Raw genomic sequence first — 23,750 nt, 5'->3', positions numbered from 1 at the left:
CAGAGGCGGGCACTTGGGGCAGCTTCGATTACATGGAAGAGCAGACAAATGCCGTATATGGGTTGGCAAATGATCTGTCTGGTAAATGTTCCTGATGTCCCCTGACCTGTGCCGCGGACCATTGATGGCGCGCGGGGCGGGTCAGGCCCGTTCGAAGTACGTCATGAGTTTGAGTGCCACCCAGGGCCGCCGGCCACCGGTCAGCCACAGACCGCGGCGGACGGCGGCGAACTGCCCGATGCGTTGATAGAGCAGCTGAGTCATGGTCGACGCGGGTGCCCGCAACACCGCGTCGGGGCGGTCCTCAGGCCGGCGTTCGCGCATCTCGGCGGTTCCGTCGTGAATATGGATGAGATACGGGCGCGCCGCGGGGACCTGGAAGGCCACACAAATATCGACGTTGGCGCCCACCCCAGGGCGTAGGTAGATGGGCACCATCTCCCTTGCCCCCCGCAGTATCAGCGCCATGTCGCGTTCGGGTAGGTCCCAGGGCAGCTTTACCGCTTGCGCGACATCCTGGCCGTGCAGGAGGAATTCACCCAACAAGTTGGTCTGCGCGGTGTTGGTCGACATGAAGCCGCAGCCATGAAACGGGATGGCCAGCCGGTCGTCGCTGTTCGCGTCGAAGAAGGCGTCGATCTCCGGAAGCAGTGCCTGAAGCTGATCGGCGAGTTCGAACACCGGGGCCAGCACCGCCTCCAGCTCGGACTGATTGAGTGCGGCGACAGCACTTGCGCTGCCCGCGTGCCGATAGTCACGCCCCCGCGCGATCTGGTGATAGCGGTGCGCCAGTGTCAGCACATGGGCCGCGATCTGCTGCACTGTCCAATCGTGGCCCGGCGGTCGGGCCAGCGGGTCCGCGGTGCGAATGAGGCGATCAAATCGCCTGTGTGCCAGCGAAATTCGATCTCGTAACTCATCCCGGGAGGTGTCGACAAGGGCGATGCACTCGGCTGCGTTCATCACGATCTCCTTGCGGGAGGGCGTTGCTGCATAGTGCAGTATTACTTGCTGCATCATGCGGTACTGTCAATAGCATGACGCCTCAACCAACTGCCAGTTCTTTCGCAGTCCTCGGATTGCTGGGCGTGCAACCCTGGACGGCATACGAGCTGGTAGCCCAGTCGAAGCGGAGTCTGCACTGGTTTTGGCCCCGGTCGGAGCGACATCTGTACGCGGAGCTCAAGCGTCTGGTCGAACGCGGACACGCCGAAGCGCACGTGGAGGGCGGGCGGCGGCGGCGCACCCGCTACACGATCACTCCCGCTGGCCGCGCCGCGCTACAGGCCTGGCTCGGCACGGAGCCGGCACCCCCGACGCTCGAAATCGAGGGACTGCTTCGGGTCATGCTCGCCGACCAAGGAAACATGGACGATCTACGCGCCGCCGTCGAAGCGACAGCACGGCAAGCGCGCACGGTACGCGCCGAAGGTCTACCGCTCGTGGCGGAGCTGCTCGCGACGGGAGGACCGTTCCCGCAGCGACTGCACCTCAACGAACGCCTCGTGTCCTTCTACTCCGACTTCAACAATCTGCTATTGCGTTGGTGCGAAGAGACTCTGGCCGATGTCGAGACCTGGCAAGGCACTCAGGACATCGGGCTCACCCCCAGCGGCCGGCAACGACTGGTGCGGGCAATTAGCGAACACCCCTAGGTCGTGGCTTCGCATTGAGGTTCAGCGGGTACAACTACGGATATGAACTTCCCTCACCAGTTCGGCTTGGCGCAGATCGTGCTGGCGGGCATCGCCGTCGCCGCCGTGGTGATGTTGCTGTCGTCGGTGGTCGGACGACGCCGGAAGGTGCATTCCGGCGACCGCTCGGGAGCGGCGGCGCGCGGGCGCCGACTGCGATTCCGGCCCGGGCGAGCGGTCACCGGCGTTGCGCTGCTGGTTGTTTCGCTACTGATGCTCTGGTTTGCCACGCTGGTGCAGACGTATTTGGGGTTGACCGGCGAAGTCAAGGCCGCCCACGTGGTGGCGACGCAGGTCAGCAACTCCGCGCATGAACTCAACGTGGATCTCACCCTCTACGACCTCTACGACGATGCCGGCAAGGCCTATAGCCGCCACACCTATCAGCTCGAAGGCGACATGTGGGTGCTGCAAGCCGACATCGTCGAGCTTCACCATTGGGTCAATATCTTGGGCATGCATTCCGGTTACAAGGTGACCCGCCTGTTTGGTGAGCGTCTCGACGGTGTTTCACCGACACGGCACCAGATCTTCCTCAACGGCGGTGAGGGGAGCTTCTTCGCCGAAATGCGCGGCGGCAAGTGGTGGACCAAGCCATTCGTGCGCTCGGCCTACGGCAACGCCGTCATCGCCGCACCGGTCGAATTCGACGTCTACATATCCCAAGACGCGATCAAGGCCCGCGAGAGCGGCGGTTAGCGGGCCCTACCCCGCCGGGCCAACCCGGCGGATCGAGCATTCAGGACGATCAGGCATGCTGGGCATGTGTTCGACGCGCTCGACCACGTCATCCTCGCCGTGCGCGACCTCGACAACGCCACGCGGCGCTACGCCACGCTGTTGTCCCGCAGCCCGTCGTGGCGCGGAGATCATCCCGGCTGGGGCACAGCGAATACGCTGTTCCGGCTGGACAACACCTACCTCGAGCTGATCACGCCGCGCGGCGATGGGCCCTTCGGGCAGCGGATCACCGCGCAGCTCGATGAACGCGGCGAGGGCCCGATCGGGCTCGCATTCGCGACGGCCGATCTCGACACGGCGCATGCGCGGCTCGCCGCAAACGGGCTCGAGCCCTCGCCGGTGTCCCCCGGTCTCGGCCGCGACTCCGAAACCGGACAGGTGCGGCGCTGGCGCAGCGCGCTGTTACCGGAGACCCGCACCCGGGCGGTGTTGATGATCGCGATCGAGCACGAGTCGCCGGATCGCCTTGCCGAGGCCGCACTAGTCGGATCCCCGGATGCGGTGGTCACCGGGATCGATCACGTCGTGGTCAAGACATCCGACGCCGATGCGGCAATCACGCTCTACCGCGACCAGCTCGGCCTGCGTCTCGCGCTGGACCGCAGCTTTGCCGACTGGGGCATGCGGCTGGTGTTCCTGCGCGTGGGCGGAGTCACCATCGAGATCGCGCAGCCACTGGGCGACGCGCGGCTTCCAGCCCGAACCGATCAGGTGTGGGGGCTGTCCTGGCGCGTCCCCGACGCCGATGCCGCGCGAAGGCGCCTCGCCGAAGCCGGGTTCGACGTCTCCGACGTTCGGGTCGGACGCAAGCCGGGCACCCGCGTGGTCAGCGTGAAGGACGGTACGTGCGACGTACCGACACTTCTGATCGAGCCCGCCGCACCGGCGTAGTAAGGGCTCCGAGGACCACCGACCCGAATCGGCCGGGATGCGATCAGACGGCCTTGGTGGAGCCGACGTAGGACAGCACCACGTCGGATTCATCGGTAATCCGGGTCAGGGTCGCGTACGAGCGGACGAACGATTGACCAACGCACCCATCGATTTTGAGATAGAAGGCGCTGATCATGATCCAGGGATTTGCCCCCTTGAACTCTTTTCTGACCACTGGCACCACGACGACGAACCCGGGCTTGAGCCCCACACTGACCACGTTGTTGTATTGCCCGGTTATCAGCGGAATGAGAATCGGCGGCTGGCCGGGCCCCAGGGGTAGTTCGGCGCCGATCGAGGGGGCAACACCGCCGCTATTGGCCATGACGAAGCCGTTGGAGGTGCTCATGTCGATGCCGCAGCCAATCTCGTAGCCGACCTCGAGGATGCCCCGCGGGGTTTCCGGCCCGGTTAGCGAAGCGCCGAAGATCCCGCTGGAGAGGTACTCCCGAGACGAGATCGCGGTGGTCATCGGCGCCACCGGAACGTGTTTCTCGTTTTTCGCGCCGAGCGCCAGGACCCAGCCGTCAGGGGTGGTGATCTTGGCGGGTGTGCCAGGCGGCACCGCCCCGTCATCCGGTGGCACGGCACCGGGCGGGGGTTGGGCGTCCGGTTGTGCACCTGCCGACGGCGCGGAAATCGATACGACTAGGCACACAGCGAGAACCGCGGCACGACGAATCACCGCGGAAATCGGCATCACAGCCGATACGCTAGGCACCGCCCGATTCGCCTCACGGCTTTGCTGGTTGAAGAAATCAGAGTTGTTTCCCGTTTGTAGCTGGTTCGCGACGCAGACACGTCACTCTGGACACGACCCGGTCGGTTTGTGGAGCTACCCACCAGAGCCGTCAGCGCAATCAGGATTGCCGACACTGCGTGAGCGATTCTCCGAAGGGGCATTGATCAACCTCTCTGCCGCCTGCCACGAATTTCTGGCTAAGTGTGAAGTTTAGTCGCCAAGCGCAGCCATTAGCGATCCGGCAAACCAAGTAAGTACACGAATTGCACAACCACCCAGCGCGATCGCCAACGCGGACCCAGAAGATGCGACTCCCCCGATAATCGACGATTTGCTCATCCTCACCCGCCCCCCGCCCAGGATCCACGCGCGTTGCATCAGAGCCATCCGGAGGGCGCCTTGGAAGGCCAAGGCCGGATCGGAATGGTCTGTCAGAATCACAATGTGAGATGCCAGAAGATGGGCTTCTAGGCTTCACTATCGGCGTTCAACGCGTCGACCACACCCCGGTCAGGGGCACAAAAACGAAATGGGCGGGCACCGCACCGCGTCCGGCGGAAGTGGCCCCTCCGCGTAGACCCCACCGGATACCTGGTGAAAGTCATGGCAGACGTTCATGTCCCAGGTTTGGGCCAGCTCCCGCACCGCCCACGGCACCGGTTCGCCTGGGCACCAAGTGCCGTGACAGATCGGGTCACATCTCGAATCGGCCCGGGCCGTCCCCGCGCCTAGCGCCAAACCGGCAAGCCCCAGACCGATATAGACGAACACCGTCATTGCCGAGCCGACGACTAGTGGTCTCAGCCGTGACACCGCACCCACCAGGGCAGTCGCCTGCTTGCTGGAAGCCGAAGATTCACACATCGTGGAACTTCTTTCGCTCAAATCCACTGACGCCATTGTCTGGCGTCGTCACGCGAAAAGTAGCGGCGCGGATCCGCTACCGATCCCAAACAGCAGGATTGTTCGTCTTAGCTGTCCGGGGTGCAGCGACCGCGAATCCCAACCCGACGTTCAAATCAGAGACAATCACTGTCATGGACTCCGAAACCCCGCCGCCGGCCCCGGCAAAACCTCCGCGGGTGCGCGTCACGCCCGAGGATCTGGACAGGTTCGGCGATGAGGATCTGATCCGGCGGGCGTCAAACGACGAATGGCTGCGCAACGAGGCACCACCGCACCACGGTTGAGGCGTGCGCCGATCAAACCGTCCGCCAAAGAAGATGCCGTCGGCGTAGCATCACCCCCACCTGGGAGGTGCGGCATGGCCAACACCTGCGTGTGTGCGCGGTGTGCAATCGCGCCGGATCCCAATGCCGGCCGTCGTCTACGCCGCACAACACCACCTTTGCCCGGACACACCGCATTGAAATTGGGGCACTCGGAAACGACGAAGAGCGCCGACTGTCTCGGAATCACTGGGGATACCTCGACGAGACAGCCGGGGACGTGGACAACCATGACAGGAAGGGGGTTGGCGTGGCGCAACTGAGCGTGGCCCCACCGTGGTTGGTATCGGCAGCGCAGGATCTACAAAGCATCGGTTCGACTCTTGCAGCGGCCAATGGGGCCGCTGCCGGCCCAACCACCGTTCTCGCAACCGCTGCCGCCGACGAAGTATCAACGGCAATTGCGGCGCTATTTGCGGGGCACGCGCGCGAATATCATTCCCTGAGTGGGCATTTCGGCGCTTTCAACCAGCAGTGCGTGCAAGCGCTGAACTCGGCGTCCGGCGCATATGCCTCCGCTGAGGCACAGAGCGCGTCGCTGTTGCAGACGGTCGGACGCGACGTGCTGGGAGCCATCAATGCACCCACTGAATTCCTGCTCGGGCGCCCGCTCATCGGCAACGGCGCCGACGGCACCGCAGCCAACCCCAATGGCGGCGCTGGCGGTCTGCTCATCGGCAACGGCGGATCCGGGGGTGCCGGAGGACCCAACGCGGCGGGCGGACCAGGAGGCCTCGGCGGCTGGCTATACGGCAACAACGGGCCCGCTGGCACTGGGTCACGGGTCAACGCATCTGTCCCGCTATACCTCGACAACAACTTTCCGGCGGTAAATGTCTCCATTAACGGCGGGCCCAGTGTGCCTGTGCTGCTTGACATCGGATCTGCTGGTCTTGTCGTCCCCATCTGGGACATCGGATTACAAAACCTTGGCCTGCCCACCGGATTCGATGTGATTCGGTACGGCAACGGGGTCAACATCCTCTACGCCGATTTCAACACAACAGTGGACTTCGGCAGTGGGGCTGTCACTGCCCCGACCAGCGTTCAGGTCGGCATCCTCCCGTTCCCGACATCTCTGCAAGGCCTGACCCTGATTGCGATGGGGAACGGCTTCGGCCCGACGGGGCACGGCGTACTGGGCATCGGACCGAATATCAACGCCGCCGCAGGAGGGCACGGCAACGTCGTGACCACGGCGCTGCCGGGTCAACTCAATGAGGGCGAACTGATTAACATTCCTCAGGGATACATGCAGTTCGGGCCCAACACAGGCACACCCATAACCTCGGTGAGCGGAGTACCGATCACCACCCTGGATGTCCAGTTCGGCGGTTATGACCCACTCGGCACCTATTATCCGGTCACCTCGATTGTTGATTCCGGCGGAAACCACGGGACGATTCCCGGGATCATTCTCGGGACCGGACAGACATCCGGAGTCGTCCCTCCGGGAACGGTTATCTCCATCTCCACGAACGACAATCAAACGCTGCTGTACTCCTACACGACGACCGCCACCGACAGCCCGGTAGTCACCGGAAACATTCCAATGAATACCGGGCTTCTGCCCTTCGCATTGGGCCCGGTGTACATCTCGAACAGTCCGAGCGGTGTTGGGACGGTGGTATTCAACTACCCGCCGCCGTGACCGGGTGCTTGCGCAGGTTCAGTTGCCACGACAATGCGCGGGTGGCGTCGACACCAACTACCCTGCGGGTCCGGCCACAGCCATGACCGGCAACCGATTTGGGAATCAGGCATGGTTCGTACGCGATAGTTATGGCGTACGACCCGCCATTCAGTTGTGGAGCTGCCGGGAATCGAACCCGGGTCCTACGGCATTCCCTCAAGGCTTCTCCGTGCGCAGTCCGCTATGTCTCTGCTCGGATCTCCTGGTCACGCGAACTAGCCAGGATGACGATCCCAGTCGCTGTTGATGTCCCGATGAGCCCCGCGACCGAACTCATCGGTTGATCCCTCTAGCTGATGCCGGGGTCCGGGGCGAGGGCGTTCCCGGTCCGACAGACTAGCCGTCGCTTAGGCAGCGAGAGCGTAGTCGCGCTGATGTGAATCGGCGCTTATCTAGTTGCATCGACGCTTACGGTGGTCTCTTGCCTGCACCGGCACGCTTCCCTTGATTCGATGCGCGAAGTCGAAACCGTTCAGCCCCTCGCATCCCTGCCGATCTTCGGCAGGACAACCCATGGTACGCCCTGAAAAACCAGCGGCAACCGAATTATGTTCCCGATCAGATCACGAAGTTGAGACGCTCGACGATGTGGGCGGCCAGGTCCTTGTCGCCGCCGAATTCGATGTCCTGGCTGCGCGCCGGACTCTTCGGGCGACCACCGGCGAGCCGAGTGAACTGCAGGCCGTCGATCCGGATCGTCGCGGTCGGTTCTTGTCCCCCGAAGTCGTCGACGACCTGCGCACGACCCTCGACGTTGACGCGGATCTCGCGGGTCAGCGGTCCGGTCAGCTCGAATAGGACGCGTGAGCCCTCTGGAGCTTTGGCCAGCTTGCCGACCACAAACCCCATCGAGGTCGAGATCTCGTCGAGGGACAGGCGCGAAGCCGGCCCCGCAAGCTGCTCGTCGGACGATTCCTGCTGCAGCGCGTGGCGGATGTCCTGCTCGTGCATCCAGCAGTCGAAGACACGGATCCGCATGAACCGCCCGTAGCTGTCGGGTCCGGCCGGCGTGGTGGTCGCGGCATTCCATTCTTCGTTGGAAAGGTCGGTGAGAGCCTTGCGCCGTTTCTCGGTCACGTTGCGGAAACGTTCCAGCAGGCTGGCACCGGACTCCCCGCACAGGTGGCGCACCCAGTACTCGTTCATCACCCCGATGGGGTTGCGCACGTGCCCCAGCGCGGAAACGTCGACGTCGGGCTCGGGCGCGGCGACGCCCATCAGGAAAGACTCGGTCCCGATCAGGTGCGCCGCGACGGCCTTGACATCCCAACCCGGCAGCGGGCTCTTAGCCTGCCAATCGGCCTCGGGCAGCCCGTCCAGCAGCGCGTCGATGGAGTCCCACACGGCGAACAACCCAGCCAATACGTCGGATTTATCGAGTTCAGTAAGGGGTCGGGAGGCCATGGTCGGATACTAGGCCGGTCAGCTTCAGTAGCTGAGGCCGACCCAGAACAACAGCAGCCCGCTCAATATCAGCAGGCCGCACACCGGGATGATGCCGGCGGGCCAGGCCAAGATGGCGGCAATCGCCCCGACCAGCACTGCCAGTAGCGCGTGCAGCACCCGGAGATAGGTCAGGCGCTGTTCGCGCAACGCCGAAGCCAGTACCCGACGGGGCGCCGAGCGCAGCATCCAGATGAACCCGACGATCAGCACCCCGGTGAGAATTCCGGTGACCACCCGCAGCCCCGCCGTCGATTGCGCCTTGGCGTTCAGCTTCAGCACCATGGCGGCGAAGAACGCGAGCACCCCGGCAACCACCGTCACCCCGCGAAACACCCGTTCCAGGACCACACCGATGTTCCGGCGGGCCACCGCACCTATGGCCGGGTCGGTGCCTGCCGCATCGAGAAACCCGCGCAGCGCGTGCGCAAATTTGCGCCGACGAAGCCGGTTGATAGCCAGATTGTTGAGCGCCTCGGCGTTGCCTGGGTCCAGCGCCAATGCGGCTCGATACGCCTCGGTGGATTCCTCGATTCGGCGCAGGTCGTGCAAGATCGAGCCGCGCAGAACGTGTGCGTCGACGTTGCCGGGATCGAGCCGTAACGCTTGGTCGATGGCATAGAGCGCGTTGGGCAATTGCCAGGCCTTCTGCAATAAGCTCGCGTACGTTCGATGCGCCAGGGGCTCATTGGGATGAGCCAGCACCGCCCGCCACGCCATGCACAGGGCGTCCCAGCTGCGCCCCAGCTGATCGAGGGATACCGCGTAGAGCCGCATGGCGAATTCCGATTCGGGCGCGGCCGCCAACGCGCTGTATGCGCTCCACGCGGCATTGTCGTAGTTGCCCAGCAGGTATTCAGCCCGAGACAGATGCGCCAACAGGTTCGGGTCATTGGGGTTTTGCGCCAACGAACTGCGCAAGACCTCTCGGGCGCGTTCGTAATTCCCAGTGTCGCAGTGGATGCTGGCGATGTGGATGGCTTCGTCGCGCTGATCGGCGGCGGGGCCTGGCATCACCGAATCTTTCTACGGCGCAGATACTTTGCCAGGTCGTCGTAGGTTCCGTCGTTGTTGGCGAACTCGACGACATTGCGCGCGGTCTCGAACCAGGGCCCAGTGCTGGGGCGGATCTGTGCGGCAGCCGCGTCGATGTCTGCCATCATCACCGGACGAACCTGTCCGGCACGCATCGATTCGGCCATCGCTATCTGGGTTGCGCTGTCACAGATGTGCGCCAGATCTGCGCCGGAAAACCCTTCAGTGCGGTTGGCGATCGCCCGGGGATCGATCCCCGCGACCGGCCGATCCCGCAGATGAACGCGGACGATGCCCGCCCTGGCTTCGGCGTCGGGCAGGCCGACAAAAATCATCCGATCGAAACGGCCGGGCCGACGCAGCGCCGGGTCGACGTCCCAGGGCGCATTGGTCGCCCCGAGCACGTAGACGCCATCGTTGGAGGACGCCGCCGAGTCGAGTTCTTCGAGAATGGAGTTGACCACCGTGCGCAAACCCGCACTGCCGCTGAGCGCGGAACGCCGATGCCCCAACGCGTCCACTTCGTCGAAGAACAGCACACACGGAGCGTTGCGGCGGGCATTGTCGAAGACCGCGCGGATGCTGCGTTCACTGTCCCCGAACCAGCGATGCAACACATCTGCGATTCCCACCTGGTAGAAGCTGGCGCCCAGCTCCCCCGAAACGGCCTTGGCCAGATAGCTTTTCCCACACCCGGGCGGGCCGTATAACAACAGGCCACCGCGTGCGGAGACCTTGTACGCCTTCATCAGCTCGGGGTTGCGTAGCGGCCCAAGCAGTGAAAGCTCCAGTTGCTGTTTGGCATCGGCCATACCGGCGATATCGGCCAACCGGACCTGGCTGCGCTGCACCACGTCGAAATCGCCCTCGCCGACGACGTCCGGGGGCGCCTCCACGAATGCGGGCTCGATGATGTCGGCGACCTGTTTTTCCGCCTTGGACCAGTCAAAGCCGGCAGTGTCGGGAGCGTGCTGTTGCTGTTGCGCCGGCACCACCTCGACAGGCGCTGCCAACGCCGCGCTGCAACGCTGCAACAAGCTCAGCGCCTCCGCATTGGCGGTGTCCTTGGCAAGTAGCGCACTGCAATGCCCCAGCGCCTCCGCGTGGCGTCCCCTGTCAGCCAACAGCGCGGCCAGATGCAGCCGAAGTTCGACAACCTCGGGGCTGCGCTCCACCGCCGCGGACAACTCCCGAATCACAGGGTCTTCAGTCACCGCCATCTCCCGTACGTACCGCAGCTTGCGCGTGCGCGCCAGTCAGCCCATGCCTTGTCCATGTTCGCCCACCTCGATAGCGACCGACAACGAGATCCAGGTCTCTGTGTTGTCTATTGGGGTTGTCTCTTGGGCCGATGGTGTCAGGTCGACCCGGCCGGAGCGAAATGCGCCCGTAGCGCCGCACGACCGGCCATCGCCAAGCGAATTGACCACCCGGCTCGCGACAGTATCCTGTGTCCCCGGGCCGAGAAGGGACGGCGATGCTGATCAATTCGGGTTTGTTCCATTCCGAGCGCACGAACCAATCCCAGCGCGCGGACAGCCACGCTCGAGGTGGGGCAATGCAGCTTAGGTACATAAGCGTCCCGGCGCTAGTCGCCTATGCCGGAGGTGATCCCTGGGCGATCAACCAAAGCCTCCAGGCTGGTCGCCCAGCTCAGATTTCCGACTTGGCAACCGCGTTTCACGCTGCGGGACGCAGCCCTGCCGAGTCGAACGTTACGTTTGAGCAAGCCCGCCGACGCTTTGAAGCGGCCTGGAATCACCAGAACGGCGAGAACCCCATCAACGATTCCGCCGAGGTGCAGCGCACAGCCCAGGCGCTGGGCGCTCAATCCGAGCAGTTGCCCCAGATCGGAGCCCATCTGGAGGAGGTCGCCGCAGCGCTGGCTGAGGCGCAAAAAGGCGCTGCCGGAAGAATCGCCACCCTCGAAATTCAGTTGCAGGACCTTGATGACCTGATCGCGCAGGCGATGGAGATGGAAAAGGACCCCCACCTCAGCGCGGCGGATAGAAACGCACTCGATGCCATCATCACGGCGTGTGAAGACGATGCAATCCGCGACACAGAGGACGCCCTGAGACGACTGCACTCAATCCGAAACTGCTACTCAGACATTCTGCAAAAAGGACAGACCAACCTCGCCGCCGATGGATACGACCCGGCTCGGGTTCGGGGGGCCGACGGCCATGAGGCAGAGACGCCCCGCCAGGCCGAGCGAGACGTACATGACGCGCTTGCCGGTGACCTGGGAGCGGCCGCTCGCGTCAGCGGGGTGCTGGGTTCCATCACCCCGGATCAGCTGGCCGGAAAGACGCCACTAAACGCGGAGCAGGCATCGGTGTTGAGCCAGCTACAAGCTCAAGAGCATGGCATGTCTGTCGATGCGCTCAAGACCGCCGAACAACGCCTGGGAGTCGAGCGAGCCATCATCGGCGACTCGTGGCAGTTGATGAGCAACCCGAACATCAATTTCCCCAAGACCGATACCAAAGTAGGAGCCCAAGAGGGTTCGGAAACGACGCAGGGCGGGTTTAATCAACTGCCGCAAAGTTTGCAGAACGCACTCACATTCAACGAACCCTCGCACCCGAATTCGGCCAACGACATCGCGGAGATCGCCAAGGTCGCCGGTGATGGCAGCCCAAGACTGCAGCACGGCACGGAGCTGGACAAGGCCATGCTTGACTGGGGCACGCGAGAACTCCACGAAGAAATGCCACACGGGCAAATCGTGGACCATAGTTTGCTCCATGGCGCCCAGCGGAGCACCCTCGACGATGTATTCCGGGTGGCCGGGCGCGATCACGTGAGGGTGACCGACCTGCTTACCGGCAGTGGCCACGATCAGTTCTTGTTCGATGTGACCCACAATCGGTGGGACGACGGCGGCAAGGGCATCGGCTCATTGTTCAGCTGGACGCAAAACCCTGGGGGCCTGAAGCCGAGCTCGCGGGGAAAACCGCACATGCATACGCAAGCTACTTGGGCCAACACCCCGGTGACTTACTGAACTTGCCGAACGGATTCAGCACCACCACGCTGGGCGAAGCAAATCCCGAGCTGGTCCAATCTTTCGCACACGGCCTGGCGCCATACATACCCAACATCGCAGGCGAGCACAATGAATTTTCCCAGTTTTTTGCCACCCCAGATTCGGCCGAGAACCAAGAAAACGAATCCTGGCCGGCGGCGAAAGGGATCTTCTCGGTGCTGAGTACCGATAAGTCGGCTTCGGATTATTTCAATGGCGCGGCCGACCGCAATATCATCCAGGCTGAAAAGCATTTCGCTCAATCCGCGGCCAACCAGGTTCCCGACCTGATCAATCACGACGAAGATCTCAAGTACGCGGCCAGATTGAAGGGGCTCATCGACGTCGCAGGGCTCCGGCGTTGTTGATTAGCAGGCTTGTGAGCTGGGGAATTGTGGATTGAGGAGGTCTAGGCGGCGGTTGGCGGTCAAAGCGGTGATCCGGCAGGCTTCGGCGATGTTGTCGGCGCCGTTGAGGCGGTGCAGATTGATCGCGGTGTTGCGTAGCGTTGCTAGGACCTGTGCGCCGTTTCCGGTATGTGCCCTTTGACGGTCTTCGTCGAAGGTGACGTCGCGTATCCAGTGCAGGCTGTTCTCGATTCCCCAGTGTTGACGCATCCAGGTCATGATCGCGGTAGGGCGGGCGTGCTCGAACGGCAGGCTGCAGATGGCATAGACCACCTCCACGCTGCGCTGGTCGGTGGCGGTGATCAAGCGTTCACGAGTGATCCGGATGATTTGTTTTGCGTAGGGGAAGCCGATTCCTCGTGCAGCGGCGATGATTTGCAGGGTGCGGGTCTCGACACGGCCGTGGCCGCGGGAGTCGTCGGTAGCGGCTGCGGGCACCTCGGCCCAGGGCAGCGCGGTGATACGCGCAAGTATTTTGGCTTGGTTGGACTTGACGATCATCAGGTAGTGCGACTTCAAGGTGGCGCAGATCAACTTCGCGGTGACGACCTGGGTATGCATCGCATCCACGGTGACCAGCCACCGCAAGCTACCCGGCAGCAGCGTGAGCAGGGCACGTACGCAGGGAATTTCATTGCTTTTCTCGGCGACAGCGAGTTGACCGAGCACCAATCGGGCACGGTGGGCGAACACCGACACGAGATGCGTGGCTGTCGCTTTGGCGCGTAAAGCACCACGCAGCATCTTGCCGTCCAACGCGATCGGCACCAATCCACTGGGGTCGCTGCTGGCCACGTGTGCAGTGAAGTAACTGCCCATCCTGGCGTTGAGGTCGGCGGGGTCTAGCCGAGACAAAACAGCACGGAAGGTCTTCTCACTGGGCCGCCGGAACCGGACCCCTAATTGGGCCAACACATCATCGGGAGCGGTGGCCGCCCATGTGGCAAAACCAGCATAGCCGCGCATCCCCGCGGCAGTGGCCAGAACCGCGATCGCCAACAAAGCCATCAGCGAATACCTCCGACCGCGTGGGTCCCTCGGGTCTGGCACCGAGGCCAACACATCGAGAAACTCCGATCCGATGAGCTCGCTGCGCTCACCAGGACTCCAGCGGTCGAACACCTCTGGAACCGACGACACAGGCAATACTGAAACGGTAGGCACGGGCAACTCCAGACCAACGACGAACAGTAACCAACTCGATCGTTCTCCAGATAGCCCGTGCCTACACTCCGGCCCCAATAGCGCGGCACCAAAGATCATCAACCCAGCTCACAAGCCTGCTAATCAACAACGCCGGAGCCCTGATCGACGTCGGCACCTACAACGCTTCCAACGCCGATCTGACGGCCGCATACAACCTGAAGAAATCAGCCTACGAAAGTCTCCTCAAGGGCGGCACCTTCGGCGTCGGCACTCTGCCGATCCCCGGAGCGGGAATCGTAGGCGGCGGAACAAATCTCATCGGCACGGCCATAGAGCACGACATCGTCGGTCCCGCGCCGACCACGACGTCGATTCCGGACATGCCCCACACCACCCCACCGCGGCTGGTGCTCGACGGATTTCTGGCGTCCGGCCAACCGCTGTCTGGATTGGAACCGGAGCTATATCGCCCAGTCGATCCGCAGCATCCTGACGGCCCGATGCGAATTGCCACCTATGCCGAGATGAACGAGGATTGGCGCAAGAGGAATACTCCGCAAGCCTACGACAGCGTACTTTCAAGCGCGCTAAGCCAGACACTCGGCAACGACACGGTGACACGGATCGACTCCGATATTTCGACCTACTACAACAATGTTGTGCACAACCCACAACCATGGAAAAAATGAGCGCAACACGTCGCGTATCCCGAGCACTGGCCACGCTACCCGTTGTCATGATGGCAGCCATCGGCTGCAGTCACTCGGAACCCGCGCCGCCGCTATCAAAGGTCCCCTGGACCGGACTGCTGGCACAAGAACGAGAAATGTGGAGCGCGGAACCGGGAATCGACCTTGTGACCGGACCTGCGGTAGTCATCCGCGCGTACCTGGAGTCGCGCTCACTTGCCAGCCAGATGGGCGACATCGACTACGTCTACCCCGGGTTCAAACACGCGGTCGCACCCAACGACCCAGCCGAGCCCGACTATTCGCTGAACCCACCCCCCATCACCCAAGACCTCTGGCCTGAGCCACGCCCCGACAGCAGTTCGCTCCCGTATCCAGCCGTAGGTACGGGCCGCTCCCACATCCTGCGTATCGACACCTCCGGCCGCCAGGTCACCGCCGTGGTCTGCGGATGGGACTACGGGACCGCCTACGACATCGGAGATGGCCGATACAGCAACGATCCGACCAACCCTCTGGGCACTCACAATCCCGACGGCGGCATTTTCGCGCAATGGGTCGCAATGACCGCCCCCGCACCCGACACAAGCCCGCCGTTGCCACCTCAGCGGGGGCCGGCCCCCGCACCGACAACAGATGTGTTCGACCGCTGGCGGATCGTCGGCTACGCCATCCACGGACCGACCGACACCCTGCGGCTTGCCCCACCGCAATGGCCAACCAGGCAAGCCGACACCAACGCGTGTGTCACCAAAGCACCCGACCCACCCCAGCGGCGCGTGTTTCTAGCCGATGGAGTCCACCCGCGCTCCGATTTCCCGACGCAACACCCCTACCCCGGCTGGCCAATCGCAAACCCGGCGTGAGCCCAAACGCGACGCTTACGGTCGCACCGCCAGTCAGCCCATGCCCTTGGCCCGGCGACCCAGTTCGCGAATCACCTCACGCTGGGCATCACGCCGGGCCAGGTCCTGACGCTTGTCGTGGGCGCGCTTACCGCGCGCCAACGCGAGTTCGACCTTGACCTTGCCGTCGAGGAAATACATCGACAGCGGAACCAGCGCGAAATTGCCTTCGCGAATCTTGCCGAACAGGGTGTCGATCTGGCGGCGATGCAACAGCAGCTTGCGGTTGCGCCGCGGTTCGTGGTTGGTCCAGGTGCCGTGCAGGTACTCCGGGATGTGCAGGTTGCGCAGCCAGATTTCGCCGTCGTCGACGGTGGCGAAGGCGTCGACCAGCGACGCGTGCCCCTCCCGCAGGCTCTTCACCTCGGTCCCCTGCAGTGCGACACCGGCCTCGAACACCTCGATGATCGAGTAGTTGTGCCGAGCCTTGCGATTGGTGGCGATGATCTTCTTGCCACCCTGCTTGCCGGACGGTTTCGCCTGCTTCGACTGCGCTGCCATCGCTACCGCCGCACGTATAGCCGTAACGTCACGTACGCCGTGGCCCCGGCCATCGCAACGCCCAGCGCCAATAGGGCCGGGGAAATGAAGAAGATGTCGGCATAGTCGATACGGGCGATCAAATTGGCCTGGTAGAACTGGTTCAACGCGTTTTCCAGGAACATCGCCCGCACGACTATCAGGCCGCCGATGGCGATGACGACCCCGAGCGTCGCGGCCAGCATCGCCTCCATCAGAAACGGCAGCTGGGTATACCAGCGGCTGGCCCCCACCAATCGCATGATGCCGATTTCGGTGCGCCGCGTATACGCGGCGACTTGGACCATGTTGGCGATCAGCAAGATCGCACCGACGGCCTGGACCAATGCCACGGCAAACGCGGCGTTACTCAAGCCGTCCAGCACCGCGAACAACCGGTCGATCAGATCCTTCTGGTTGAGCACCGAGAGCACCCCGGGCTGGCCCTGCATGGCGGAGTCGAAGTCCTTGTGCTGCTCCGGGTTCTCCAGCTTCACGATGAACGATGCCGGGAATGAATCCTTGCCCGCAACGTCCTTGTACTGCGGAAACTTGCGGATGGCATCGTCGTAGGCCTGCGCGCGGTTGAGGAATCGCACCGCTTTGACGTCTTTGCGCTTTTCGATCTTCTCGCGCAACGCCTTGCACGGGTCGGAATCGCAGTTGGGATCGTTGGCCGATACGTCGTCGGTGAGGAACACCTGGGTTTCGACGCGGTCCAGATAGATGGCACGCGAGTTCTCCGCCAGGCGGACCACCAGCAGACCACCGCCGAACAGGCCGATCGAGATCGCGGTCGTCAAGATCATGGCGACCGTCATGGTGACATTGCGACGAAGTCCGGTCAGGACCTCGTTGAGCAGGAAGCCGAAGCGCACTTAGCGATCCATCCCGTAGACACCGCGCTGTTCATCACGAACCAGCCTGCCCAGCGACAACTCGACCACCCGCTGCCGCATCGAGTCAACGATGTGGTGGTCGTGCGTTGCCATCAGCACCGTCGTCCCGGTGCGGTTGATTCGCTCCAACAAATCCATGATGTCCTTACTGGTATCTGGGTCCAGGTTGCCGGTGGGCTCGTCGGCCAGCAGCACCAGCGGCCGGTTGACAAAGGCGCGGGCGATCGCGACCCGCTGTTGCTCGCCGCCGGACAGCTCGTGCGGCAGGCGGTTGGCTTTGCCCGACAAGCCGACCGTCTCGAGCACATCGGGCACCACCCGATTGATCGCGTCCGCACGCTTGCCGATCACCTCAAGGGCGAACGCGACGTTTTCGTACACCGTCTTTTGTTGCAGCAACCGGAAGTCCTGGAAAACGCAACCGATCACCTGCCGCAGTTTGGGCACATTGCGACCACGCAGCTTGTTGACGTGGAACTTCGACACCCGCACATCTCCGGATGTCGGCGTCTCCGCCGCCAGCAACAACCGCATGAACGTCGACTTGCCCGAACCCGACGGACCGATCAGGAAGACGAACTCACCCTTGTCGATCTTGACATTGATGTCATCCAACGCCGGGCGCGCCGACGATTTGTACTGCTTGCTGACATGGTCCAGGGTGATCATCACGGCACGCCAGTGTAGCGGTGCGCTTCGCCTGCAGGCGAAAATTAGCTGGCCGGTGGTGTCGGAGTCGGCCCCGACGATACCGGCCCCGGCTCCGGCTCAGGGGTCTGCGACGGTGACGGAACCGGTGTTGGCGGGATCGTAGTGGCGGGACAGAACGGCGGCGGCAGCAGACACGGCGGCGCCGAGGGGCCGGGAACCGGAGTTGACGTGGTCGGCGTCGGAGTCGGCGTCGGCGATGTGGTGGTGGGCGTGGGCCGGGTGGCCGTGGTCGGTGGCTGCACCCTGGTGCGCGGCACCCAGGTGTAGTTCGGATCGGGCACCAAGCCCGGCGGTACCACCTGGCTGGGGGGTGTGGTCTTTCCAGCCGAGTGCTGCGGGTTGTAGGTGTCATAGAGCCACCACACCGCCAAGAAAGCCACCATCAGTACCACCGTTGACAGACGGATCCGGCCGCCGAACAACTGACGGGGCGTACCGCGCTTGCGGTTGCCGTTCGACTGACCGCTGCGCCGCAAGCGGGTAGGAACAAATGTGATTTTCATCGCTACCGCTGCTGCTCCGCTCCCGCAGGTGCGTCCGCTGCCCCACTAACGGTGGCCGGGTGAGCCATGACCCCCACCGCGGCCTGGGCGTCGGCCGGGGTGATGATCCCGGCGCCGGTGAGCGCGCGGATCACCAACACCCGCAACTGCCGGCCCGCCGCGAACTGCTTTCCGGGCAGCGTGCGCGCCACCAGCCGCAGCGTGACGGTGTCCATTTCGAGTTTCTCCACGCCCATTTCCGTGGGCTCATCCAGCAACAGGTCGCCGAGGATGGCGTCTTCGCGCGCATGTTGGCATTCCCGGTGCAAGACCTCGTTGACGCGGTTGAGGTCGGCGCCGGTCGGGACCGGGATGTCGATGACCGCGCGCGCCCAGTCCTTGGACAGGTTGATCGACTTGACGATGTTGCCGTTGGGAAGGGTGTACACCTCACCGTCGCTGGATCGCAGCTTGGTCACACGCAGCGTGACCTCCTCCACCGTGCCGGCCGCATTCTCCGGTGACCCGACCATGCTGAGCTCCACCAGGTCGCCGAACCCGTATTGCTTCTCGACGATGATGAAGAACCCCGCGAGCAGGTCCTGCACCAGGCGCTGGGCGCCGAAGCCCAGCGCCGCACCCAGCACCGCGGCCGGCCCTACCAACGACCCGACCGGAAACGGCAGAATGTCGACGATCTCGTACAGGACGATGACGTAAATCAGGACGATCGAGACCCAGGAGATCACCGACGCCACCGCCTGGCGGTGCTTGGAGACCTCCGATCGCACGAGCGCGTCGCTTTCGGTGAACCCCAGGTCGAGGCGCTGAGTCACTCGCTTGGCAACCCAGGTCACGAAGCGCGCGGCCAGTACCGCCGCGATCAGCACCATGACGATGCGCAGACCGCGGGTGATGATCCATTCGCCGATCTGCCCGCGCCAGAAGTCGTGCCAATACTGGGCCGGCGAGAATGTTGCCAGGGCAAAAGCTGTGGTGTTAGTCGTCATCTTTCCGGTTGCGCCACCGGATCCCTGCTTCCAGGAATCCGTCAATGTCTCCGTCTAGCACGGTCGCCGGATTACCAACCTCGTACTCGGTTCGCAGATCCTTGACCATCTGGTAGGGGTGCAGCACGTAGGAGCGCATTTGGTTGCCCCACGAGCTACCGCCGTCGCCTTTCAATGCGTCGAGCTCAGCGCGTTCTTCTATACGCTTGCGCTCCAACAACTTTGCCTGAAGAACCCGCATCGCCGCCACCTTGTTCTGCAGCTGCGACTTCTCGTTCTGGCAGGTGACCACGATGCCGGTCGGGATGTGGGTCAGTCGAACCGCCGAGTCGGTGGTGTTCACCGACTGCCCGCCCGGGCCACTGGACCGGTAGACATCGACCCGCACATCGCCTTCGGGGATGTCGATGTGATCGGTGGTCTCCACCACCGGCAGCACTTCGACCTCGGCGAACGACGTCTGTCTGCGGCTCTGATTGTCGAACGGGCTGATCCGCACCAGCCGGTGGGTGCCCTGCTCGACCGACAGCGTGCCGTAGGCAAACGGCGCATGCACGGCGAACGTGGCGCTTTTGATCCCGGCTTCCTCGGCGTAGGAGGTGTCGAACACCTCAACGGGGTACTTGTGCTGCTCGGCCCACCGGACATACATCCGCATCAACATTTCGGCCCAGTCCGCGGCGTCGACTCCCCCTGCACCGGAGCGAATGGTGACCAGCGCCTCACGCTCGTCGTACTCGCCGGAAAGCAGGGTGCGCACCTCGGTGGCCTCGATGTCGGCACGCAACGCCTTGAACTCGGCGTCCGCCTCGGCCAGCGCTTCTCCGGCCGCGGCGCCCTCTTCCTCGGCGGCGAGCTCGTAGAGCACCGGCAGGTCCTCGAGACGCCTTCGCAGCTCCTCGACCCGCCGCAACTCCCCCTGGGCGTGAGACAACTCACTGGTCACACGCTGGGCTCGGGTTTGGTCGTCCCAGAGCTTCGGGTCGGACGCCTCGTGCTCGAGCTTCTCGATGCGACTGCGCAGACCTTCGACGTCGAGCACCCGCTCCACCGTGGTCAGAACGGAGTCAAGGGCAGCGATCTCGGCTTGACGGTCGGGTTCCACAGCCGACAAGGCTACCGGTAGTCGCTGGCATCAGCGTCTAGCATCAGGAGACGATCATGTGCACCGCGCGACTGCGACGCTGTCAGCCCATGTACCCCCTGCGCGCAGCCGGGCACGAACAGAGGGCAGAACCATGCCGCAAAACCAACGTCCGTACCACGTCGCCGTCGCCGGTTCCGGGCCGTCGGGGTTCTTCGCCGCAGCGTCGCTGCTGAAGGCAGCCGACTCCTCCGACGAGATCGAGGTGGCCGTCGACATACTCGAGATGCTGCCGACCCCGTGGGGACTGGTGCGTTCCGGCGTCGCCCCCGACCACCCCAAGATCAAGTCGATCAGCAAACAGTTCGAGAAGACCGCCGAAGACCCTCGCGTCCGATTCTTCGGCAACGTGGTGGTGGGCGAACACGTCACCACCGCCGAGCTGACCGAACGCTATGACGCCGTCATCTACGCCATCGGGGCCCAATCCGACAAGCCGCTCAACATCCCCGGGGAGAACCTGCCCGGCAGCGTGGCCGCCGTCGATTTCGTCGGCTGGTACAACGCGCATCCGAACTTCGAACACTCGACACCGGATCTGTCGGGCCGTCGCGCCGTCGTCATCGGCAACGGCAACGTCGCGATCGACGTAGCCAGGATCCTGGTCACCGATCCCGAAGTGTTGGCCCTCACCGACATCGCCGACCACGCACTGGACTCACTGCGCCCGCGCGGGGTCGAGGAAGTGGTGATCATCGGTCGGCGCGGGCCGCTGCAGGCCGCATTCACGACTCTGGAGTTGCGCGAGCTCGGTGAGCTCGAAGGGGTCGACGTGGTGGTTGACCCGACCCAGCTGGAGGGCATCAGCGACGCGGATGCGGAGGCGGCCGGCAAGGGGATCAAGCAGAACATCAAGGTGTTGCGCGGCTACACCGAGCGCGCACCACGTCCAGGTCACCGCCGAATCGTGTTCAAGTTCATGACTTCGCCGGTCGAAATCAAAGGCACCGACCGGGTGGAGCAGATCGTGCTCGGCCACAACGAACTCGTTACCGATGAGGACGGGTGGGTGTCAACCAAGGACACCGGAGAGCGAGAGGAACTGCCGGTTCAGCTGGTCGTGCGATCGGTTGGCTACCGCGGGGTGCCCACCCCCGGGCTGCCGTTTGACCAGAAACGCGGGATCATCCCCAACACCGCCGGCCGGGTGCAAGGCAGCAGCAACGAGTACGTCGTGGGCTGGATCAAGCGCGGACCGACCGGGGTGATCGGGACCAACAAGAAAGATTCCCAGGACACCGTCGACACCTTGATGGCCGACCTGACGGCCGCCGAGCTCAACACGTTCCCCAGCAGCCACACCGCCGACCTTGCCGACTGGCTGAGTTCACGCCAGCCGGAGCTGATCACCGCCGAGCACTGGAAATCCATTGACCACTTCGAACGAGCCGCCGGCGAGGCCCTCGGACGTCCGCGCGTGAAACTGCCGAACGTGACCGAGATGCTGCGCATCGGGCACGCCTGATCAACGGTCGAGAAGCACCCCGGGGTTGAGAATCCCGGCCGGGTCCAGTGCGGTCTTGGCCGCGCGCAACGCCGCCATAAAGGGATCGGGGCGCTGCCGGTCATACCAGGGCCGGTGATCGCGGCCGACGGCGTGGTGGTGGGTGATGGTGCCGCCGGTCGTGCTGATCGCTTCCAAAACGGCTGCCTTGATCTCGTCCCATTGCGCATCCAGGGATCCCCAGCGCCCCGCCGCGTAGACGCCGTAATAGGGGGCCGGACCATCCGGATAGACGTGGGTGAAGCGGCAGGTCACCAACCCGACGCCACAGACCCGCTCGATCGCCGCGCGGGCCGCGTCGGTGACGGCGGCGTGCAGGGCGTCGAATCCGTCCCAGGTGCATGCGGTTTCGAAGGTTTCGGCGATCACACTGCGCCGGGCCAGAGCGTCGCGCTGGTAGGGCATCCGCAGGAACGCCGAACGCCATGCCTGAGAGACGTCAGAGCCACTCTGCGCCGCGGCGGCTTGGCGGGTCTCGCGTCCACGCCGTGCGGTCACGGTGCCGCCGTAGCCGGCGGCTATCTCCACCGCCCGGTCCAGCCACGGGTCGATCGGATGATCGGCCGATTCAAAAGCCAGCACCAGCAGGCCGCCGCTGACCGCGGTACCGGTGTTGAGGAACGCCTCGGCCGGATCCAGCAGCCGGCAGTTCGTCGGATAGAGGCCCGCTTGCGCGATGGCGCGGGTCGCGGTGACCGCCCCCGCCCAATCGTCGAACTCGACCGATGCGGTGAGCTGCCATCGCGGGCGGTCCTGCAACCGCATCCACGCCTCGGTGATGATGCCCAGGGTGCCCTCGGAACCGAGGAACATCCGGTCCGGAGAGGGCCCCGCACCCGAGCCCGGCAGCCGCCGCGACTCGCCAACTCCCGCCGGACTGACCACCCGCATGGATTCGGTCAAGTCGTCGATGTGGGTGTAGAGCGTCGCGAAGTGCCCGCCCGCGCGAGTGGCAAGCCAGCCGCCCAGGCTGGAGAATCCGAAGGACTGCGGGAAATGGCGCAACGTGAGACCGTGCGGGCGGAGCTGATCTTCGATCGAGGGCCCCAGCGCGCCCGCCTGGATCCGTGCCGCCCGACTCACCCTGTCGATCTCGAGCACCGCACCCAGTGCACCAATGTCCACCGTGACCGCCGGCTGGTCGAAGCGCGGCTCGACACCGCCGACCACCGAGCTGCCACCACCGTATGGGATCGCCGGAATCTGTTCTCGGGTACACCAATCCAGCACATCGACAACGTCCTGTTCGCTGCGCGGCCGCGCGATCAGGTCGGGCACATGGTCGAGGTGGCCCAGCAGGTTGCGGGTGACGTCGCGAAAAGCCTTGCCGCGCGCATGACCCGCACGATCTATCGGATCGGACGAGCAGATCCCCGCCAGCGATTCCGGCGGGCTGACCCGGGCCGCGGGCAGCGCGAGCGCGGCCGGGTCCGGCGGCTGATGATCGGAAAGGTCATGGCCGGGAAGCAACGCCGATACGCGCGATAACAACGCGTGCGTCTCCGCCTCGGTCAGAGCATCCTCGACGTTGCCCCAACCCCACCATGACCGCATCGTGGCGCGATCAGCGTTTGCGGACCACGACGGCAACACCGACGACCAGCACCACCAGGGCCGCGGCGATTGCCCAACCGGCACCAGCCAGCCACCAGATGACAGCCAACAGTGCCAGCGCCGGCGACAACACGAACAGCACCATTGCGGGGTGCTGCTTGATCACCGCCAGCGCGCTCGTCGCGCGGACCCGATCGATTTCCTTGCCTGCCATGGGTTCAGCATGCCAGACAACGGCG

At 64.0% G+C, this 23,750-nt stretch carries 25 protein-coding genes and 1 other RNA gene; 10 read left to right on the top strand and 16 right to left on the bottom strand.

The annotated features are described in order from the left end of the window. Positions 1–141: 141 nt before the first annotated feature. Positions 142–963 (bottom strand): maleylpyruvate isomerase N-terminal domain-containing protein, encoded by an 822-nt coding sequence (locus SHTP_RS07665; RefSeq protein ID WP_096370225.1) that lies wholly within the window; start codon positions 961–963, stop codon positions 142–144. 74 nt (positions 964–1,037) lie between these two features. Here SHTP_RS07665 and SHTP_RS07660 point away from each other — a divergent pair, with 74 nt between their 5' ends. The 3 genes from SHTP_RS07660 to SHTP_RS07650 all read left to right on the top strand — a co-directional run bounded on the left by SHTP_RS07660 (position 1,038) and on the right by SHTP_RS07650 (position 3,326). Further along, complete coding sequence (locus tag SHTP_RS07660) at positions 1,038–1,655, top strand: PadR family transcriptional regulator (RefSeq protein ID WP_012393382.1); 618 nt, start codon at positions 1,038–1,040, stop codon at positions 1,653–1,655. Between the two features lie 42 nt (positions 1,656–1,697). Beyond that, positions 1,698–2,393: a hypothetical protein gene (locus SHTP_RS07655; RefSeq protein ID WP_096370224.1), complete on the top strand. Its 696-nt coding sequence runs from the start codon at positions 1,698–1,700 to the stop codon at positions 2,391–2,393. A 66-nt stretch (positions 2,394–2,459) separates the two neighbouring features. After that, positions 2,460–3,326 carry a VOC family protein gene (locus tag SHTP_RS07650; RefSeq protein WP_096370223.1) on the top strand — a complete coding sequence of 289 codons (867 nt, stop codon included), beginning with the start codon at positions 2,460–2,462 and terminating at the stop codon, positions 3,324–3,326. A 43-nt stretch (positions 3,327–3,369) separates the two neighbouring features. Here the strand turns inward: SHTP_RS07650 and SHTP_RS07645 are convergent, their stop codons facing one another. Together SHTP_RS07645 and SHTP_RS07635 are read right to left on the bottom strand one after the other, a co-directional pair. Then, the gene (locus tag SHTP_RS07645) at positions 3,370–4,068 is read right to left on the bottom strand and encodes an MspA family porin (protein ID WP_172900523.1); all 699 of its coding nucleotides are present in this window, start codon (positions 4,066–4,068) and stop codon (positions 3,370–3,372) included. A gap of 552 nt (positions 4,069–4,620) precedes the next feature. Then, entirely contained in the window at positions 4,621–4,974 is a 354-nt protein-coding gene (locus tag SHTP_RS07635) for a hypothetical protein (protein WP_012393378.1), read from the bottom strand. Positions 4,975–5,147: 173 nt separating this feature from the next. Here SHTP_RS07635 and SHTP_RS27960 point away from each other — a divergent pair, with 173 nt between their 5' ends. Then, the gene (locus SHTP_RS27960; RefSeq protein ID WP_015354987.1) at positions 5,148–5,300 is read left to right on the top strand and encodes a hypothetical protein; all 153 of its coding nucleotides are present in this window, start codon (positions 5,148–5,150) and stop codon (positions 5,298–5,300) included. A 289-nt stretch (positions 5,301–5,589) separates the two neighbouring features. Beyond that, the gene (locus SHTP_RS07630; RefSeq protein WP_096372373.1) at positions 5,590–6,990 is read left to right on the top strand and encodes a PecA family PE domain-processing aspartic protease; all 1,401 of its coding nucleotides are present in this window, start codon (positions 5,590–5,592) and stop codon (positions 6,988–6,990) included. Positions 6,991–7,144: 154 nt separating this feature from the next. Here SHTP_RS07630 and ssrA read toward each other — a convergent pair. The 4 genes from ssrA to SHTP_RS07610 all read right to left on the bottom strand — a co-directional run bounded on the left by ssrA (position 7,145) and on the right by SHTP_RS07610 (position 10,724). Beyond that, positions 7,145–7,512: a transfer-messenger RNA gene (ssrA, locus tag SHTP_RS07625) on the bottom strand. Positions 7,513–7,590: 78 nt separating this feature from the next. Then, a complete protein-coding gene (locus SHTP_RS07620) occupies positions 7,591–8,436 on the bottom strand; it encodes a maleylpyruvate isomerase family mycothiol-dependent enzyme (RefSeq protein ID WP_096370222.1) in 846 nt (281 codons plus the stop codon). A gap of 24 nt (positions 8,437–8,460) precedes the next feature. Further along, positions 8,461–9,489, bottom strand: coding sequence for a tetratricopeptide repeat protein (locus SHTP_RS07615; protein WP_096370221.1), 1,029 nt, complete (start codon positions 9,487–9,489; stop codon positions 8,461–8,463). Next, positions 9,489–10,724, bottom strand: a complete 1,236-nt coding sequence (locus SHTP_RS07610) for an ATP-binding protein (RefSeq protein WP_172900522.1) — start codon at positions 10,722–10,724, stop codon at positions 9,489–9,491. Before SHTP_RS07610 ends, SHTP_RS07615 begins: the two co-directional genes overlap by 1 nt. A 344-nt stretch (positions 10,725–11,068) precedes the next feature. On the opposite strand from SHTP_RS07610, the gene SHTP_RS30330 reads away from it, so the two are divergent. Both SHTP_RS30330 and SHTP_RS28665 read left to right on the top strand, forming a co-directional pair. Further along, complete coding sequence (locus tag SHTP_RS30330; RefSeq protein ID WP_420866689.1) at positions 11,069–12,520, top strand: putative alpha/beta hydrolase; 1,452 nt, start codon at positions 11,069–11,071, stop codon at positions 12,518–12,520. Next, positions 12,493–12,909 (top strand): hypothetical protein, encoded by a 417-nt coding sequence (locus SHTP_RS28665; RefSeq protein WP_231991718.1) that lies wholly within the window; start codon positions 12,493–12,495, stop codon positions 12,907–12,909. Before SHTP_RS30330 ends, SHTP_RS28665 begins: the two co-directional genes overlap by 28 nt. Here the strand turns inward: SHTP_RS28665 and SHTP_RS07600 are convergent, their stop codons facing one another. Then, complete coding sequence (locus tag SHTP_RS07600) at positions 12,910–14,112, bottom strand: ISAs1-like element IS2404/ISMul1 family transposase (RefSeq protein WP_420872965.1); 1,203 nt, start codon at positions 14,110–14,112, stop codon at positions 12,910–12,912. 362 nt (positions 14,113–14,474) lie between these two features. On the opposite strand from SHTP_RS07600, the gene SHTP_RS28660 reads away from it, so the two are divergent. Together SHTP_RS28660 and SHTP_RS07590 are read left to right on the top strand one after the other, a co-directional pair. Then, the gene (locus tag SHTP_RS28660) at positions 14,475–14,783 is read left to right on the top strand and encodes a hypothetical protein (protein WP_231991717.1); all 309 of its coding nucleotides are present in this window, start codon (positions 14,475–14,477) and stop codon (positions 14,781–14,783) included. Further along, on the top strand, positions 14,780–15,649 hold the full coding sequence (locus tag SHTP_RS07590) for a hypothetical protein (protein ID WP_172900521.1): 870 nt from the start codon (positions 14,780–14,782) through the stop codon (positions 15,647–15,649). Before SHTP_RS28660 ends, SHTP_RS07590 begins: the two co-directional genes overlap by 4 nt. A gap of 33 nt (positions 15,650–15,682) precedes the next feature. Here the strand turns inward: SHTP_RS07590 and smpB are convergent, their stop codons facing one another. From smpB to prfB, 6 genes are read right to left on the bottom strand one after another with little or no spacing between them, the layout of a single operon-like run. Further along, complete coding sequence (gene smpB, locus SHTP_RS07585; RefSeq protein ID WP_096370218.1) at positions 15,683–16,189, bottom strand: SsrA-binding protein SmpB; 507 nt, start codon at positions 16,187–16,189, stop codon at positions 15,683–15,685. A 2-nt stretch (positions 16,190–16,191) separates the two neighbouring features. Then, positions 16,192–17,085, bottom strand: coding sequence for a permease-like cell division protein FtsX (gene ftsX, locus SHTP_RS07580; RefSeq protein ID WP_096370217.1), 894 nt, complete (start codon positions 17,083–17,085; stop codon positions 16,192–16,194). After that, the gene (ftsE, locus tag SHTP_RS07575; protein ID WP_011740377.1) at positions 17,086–17,775 is read right to left on the bottom strand and encodes a cell division ATP-binding protein FtsE; all 690 of its coding nucleotides are present in this window, start codon (positions 17,773–17,775) and stop codon (positions 17,086–17,088) included. Positions 17,776–17,819: 44 nt separating this feature from the next. After that, positions 17,820–18,320, bottom strand: coding sequence for an Rv3103c family proline-rich protein (locus SHTP_RS28655; protein ID WP_096370216.1), 501 nt, complete (start codon positions 18,318–18,320; stop codon positions 17,820–17,822). Positions 18,321–18,322: 2 nt separating this feature from the next. Then, positions 18,323–19,309 (bottom strand): mechanosensitive ion channel family protein, encoded by a 987-nt coding sequence (locus SHTP_RS07565; RefSeq protein ID WP_096370215.1) that lies wholly within the window; start codon positions 19,307–19,309, stop codon positions 18,323–18,325. Next, positions 19,299–20,414, bottom strand: a complete 1,116-nt coding sequence (gene prfB / locus SHTP_RS07560) for a peptide chain release factor 2 (protein WP_096370214.1) — start codon at positions 20,412–20,414, stop codon at positions 19,299–19,301. The genes SHTP_RS07565 and prfB overlap by 11 nt, the downstream gene beginning before the upstream one ends. A 133-nt stretch (positions 20,415–20,547) precedes the next feature. Between prfB and SHTP_RS07555 the strand changes: the two genes are divergently transcribed. Further along, positions 20,548–21,918, top strand: a complete 1,371-nt coding sequence (locus SHTP_RS07555; RefSeq protein ID WP_096370213.1) for an FAD-dependent oxidoreductase — start codon at positions 20,548–20,550, stop codon at positions 21,916–21,918. Here SHTP_RS07555 and SHTP_RS07550 read toward each other — a convergent pair whose 3' ends face one another. Together SHTP_RS07550 and SHTP_RS26900 are read right to left on the bottom strand one after the other, a co-directional pair. Continuing rightward, positions 21,919–23,511 (bottom strand): FAD-binding oxidoreductase, encoded by a 1,593-nt coding sequence (locus SHTP_RS07550; RefSeq protein ID WP_096370212.1) that lies wholly within the window; start codon positions 23,509–23,511, stop codon positions 21,919–21,921. It lies immediately after the preceding gene. Between the two features lie 10 nt (positions 23,512–23,521). Next, complete coding sequence (locus tag SHTP_RS26900; protein WP_012393364.1) at positions 23,522–23,725, bottom strand: hypothetical protein; 204 nt, start codon at positions 23,723–23,725, stop codon at positions 23,522–23,524. Positions 23,726–23,750: the final 25 nt, after the last annotated feature.

It is taken from the genome of Mycobacterium ulcerans subsp. shinshuense (genome assembly GCF_002355775.1).
Lineage (GTDB): Bacteria > Actinomycetota > Actinomycetes > Mycobacteriales > Mycobacteriaceae > Mycobacterium > Mycobacterium marinum.
This window is presented reverse-complemented; position numbering and strand designations above follow the sequence as displayed.

Coding starts and splice junctions, on each gene's coding strand:
- SHTP_RS07665 (WP_096370225.1), bottom strand. CDS start 963: ATGAACGCAGCCGAGTGCATCGCCCTTGTCGACACCTCCCGGGATGAG.
- SHTP_RS07660 (WP_012393382.1), top strand. CDS start 1,038: ATGACGCCTCAACCAACTGCCAGTTCTTTCGCAGTCCTCGGATTGCTG.
- SHTP_RS07655 (WP_096370224.1), top strand. CDS start 1,698: ATGAACTTCCCTCACCAGTTCGGCTTGGCGCAGATCGTGCTGGCGGGC.
- SHTP_RS07645 (WP_172900523.1), bottom strand. CDS start 4,068: ATGCCGATTTCCGCGGTGATTCGTCGTGCCGCGGTTCTCGCTGTGTGC.
- SHTP_RS07635 (WP_012393378.1), bottom strand. CDS start 4,974: ATGTGTGAATCTTCGGCTTCCAGCAAGCAGGCGACTGCCCTGGTGGGT.
- SHTP_RS27960 (WP_015354987.1), top strand. CDS start 5,148: ATGGACTCCGAAACCCCGCCGCCGGCCCCGGCAAAACCTCCGCGGGTG.
- SHTP_RS07620 (WP_096370222.1), bottom strand. CDS start 8,436: ATGGCCTCCCGACCCCTTACTGAACTCGATAAATCCGACGTATTGGCT.
- SHTP_RS07615 (WP_096370221.1), bottom strand. CDS start 9,489: ATGCCAGGCCCCGCCGCCGATCAGCGCGACGAAGCCATCCACATCGCC.
- SHTP_RS30330 (WP_420866689.1), top strand. CDS start 11,069: ATGCAGCTTAGGTACATAAGCGTCCCGGCGCTAGTCGCCTATGCCGGA.
- SHTP_RS28660 (WP_231991717.1), top strand. CDS start 14,475: ATGCCCCACACCACCCCACCGCGGCTGGTGCTCGACGGATTTCTGGCG.
- SHTP_RS07590 (WP_172900521.1), top strand. CDS start 14,780: ATGAGCGCAACACGTCGCGTATCCCGAGCACTGGCCACGCTACCCGTT.
- smpB (WP_096370218.1), bottom strand. CDS start 16,189: ATGGCAGCGCAGTCGAAGCAGGCGAAACCGTCCGGCAAGCAGGGTGGC.
- ftsE (WP_011740377.1), bottom strand. CDS start 17,775: ATGATCACCCTGGACCATGTCAGCAAGCAGTACAAATCGTCGGCGCGC.
- SHTP_RS28655 (WP_096370216.1), bottom strand. CDS start 18,320: ATGAAAATCACATTTGTTCCTACCCGCTTGCGGCGCAGCGGTCAGTCG.
- SHTP_RS07565 (WP_096370215.1), bottom strand. CDS start 19,309: ATGACGACTAACACCACAGCTTTTGCCCTGGCAACATTCTCGCCGGCC.
- SHTP_RS07555 (WP_096370213.1), top strand. CDS start 20,548: ATGCCGCAAAACCAACGTCCGTACCACGTCGCCGTCGCCGGTTCCGGG.
- SHTP_RS07550 (WP_096370212.1), bottom strand. CDS start 23,511: ATGCGGTCATGGTGGGGTTGGGGCAACGTCGAGGATGCTCTGACCGAG.
- SHTP_RS26900 (WP_012393364.1), bottom strand. CDS start 23,725: ATGGCAGGCAAGGAAATCGATCGGGTCCGCGCGACGAGCGCGCTGGCG.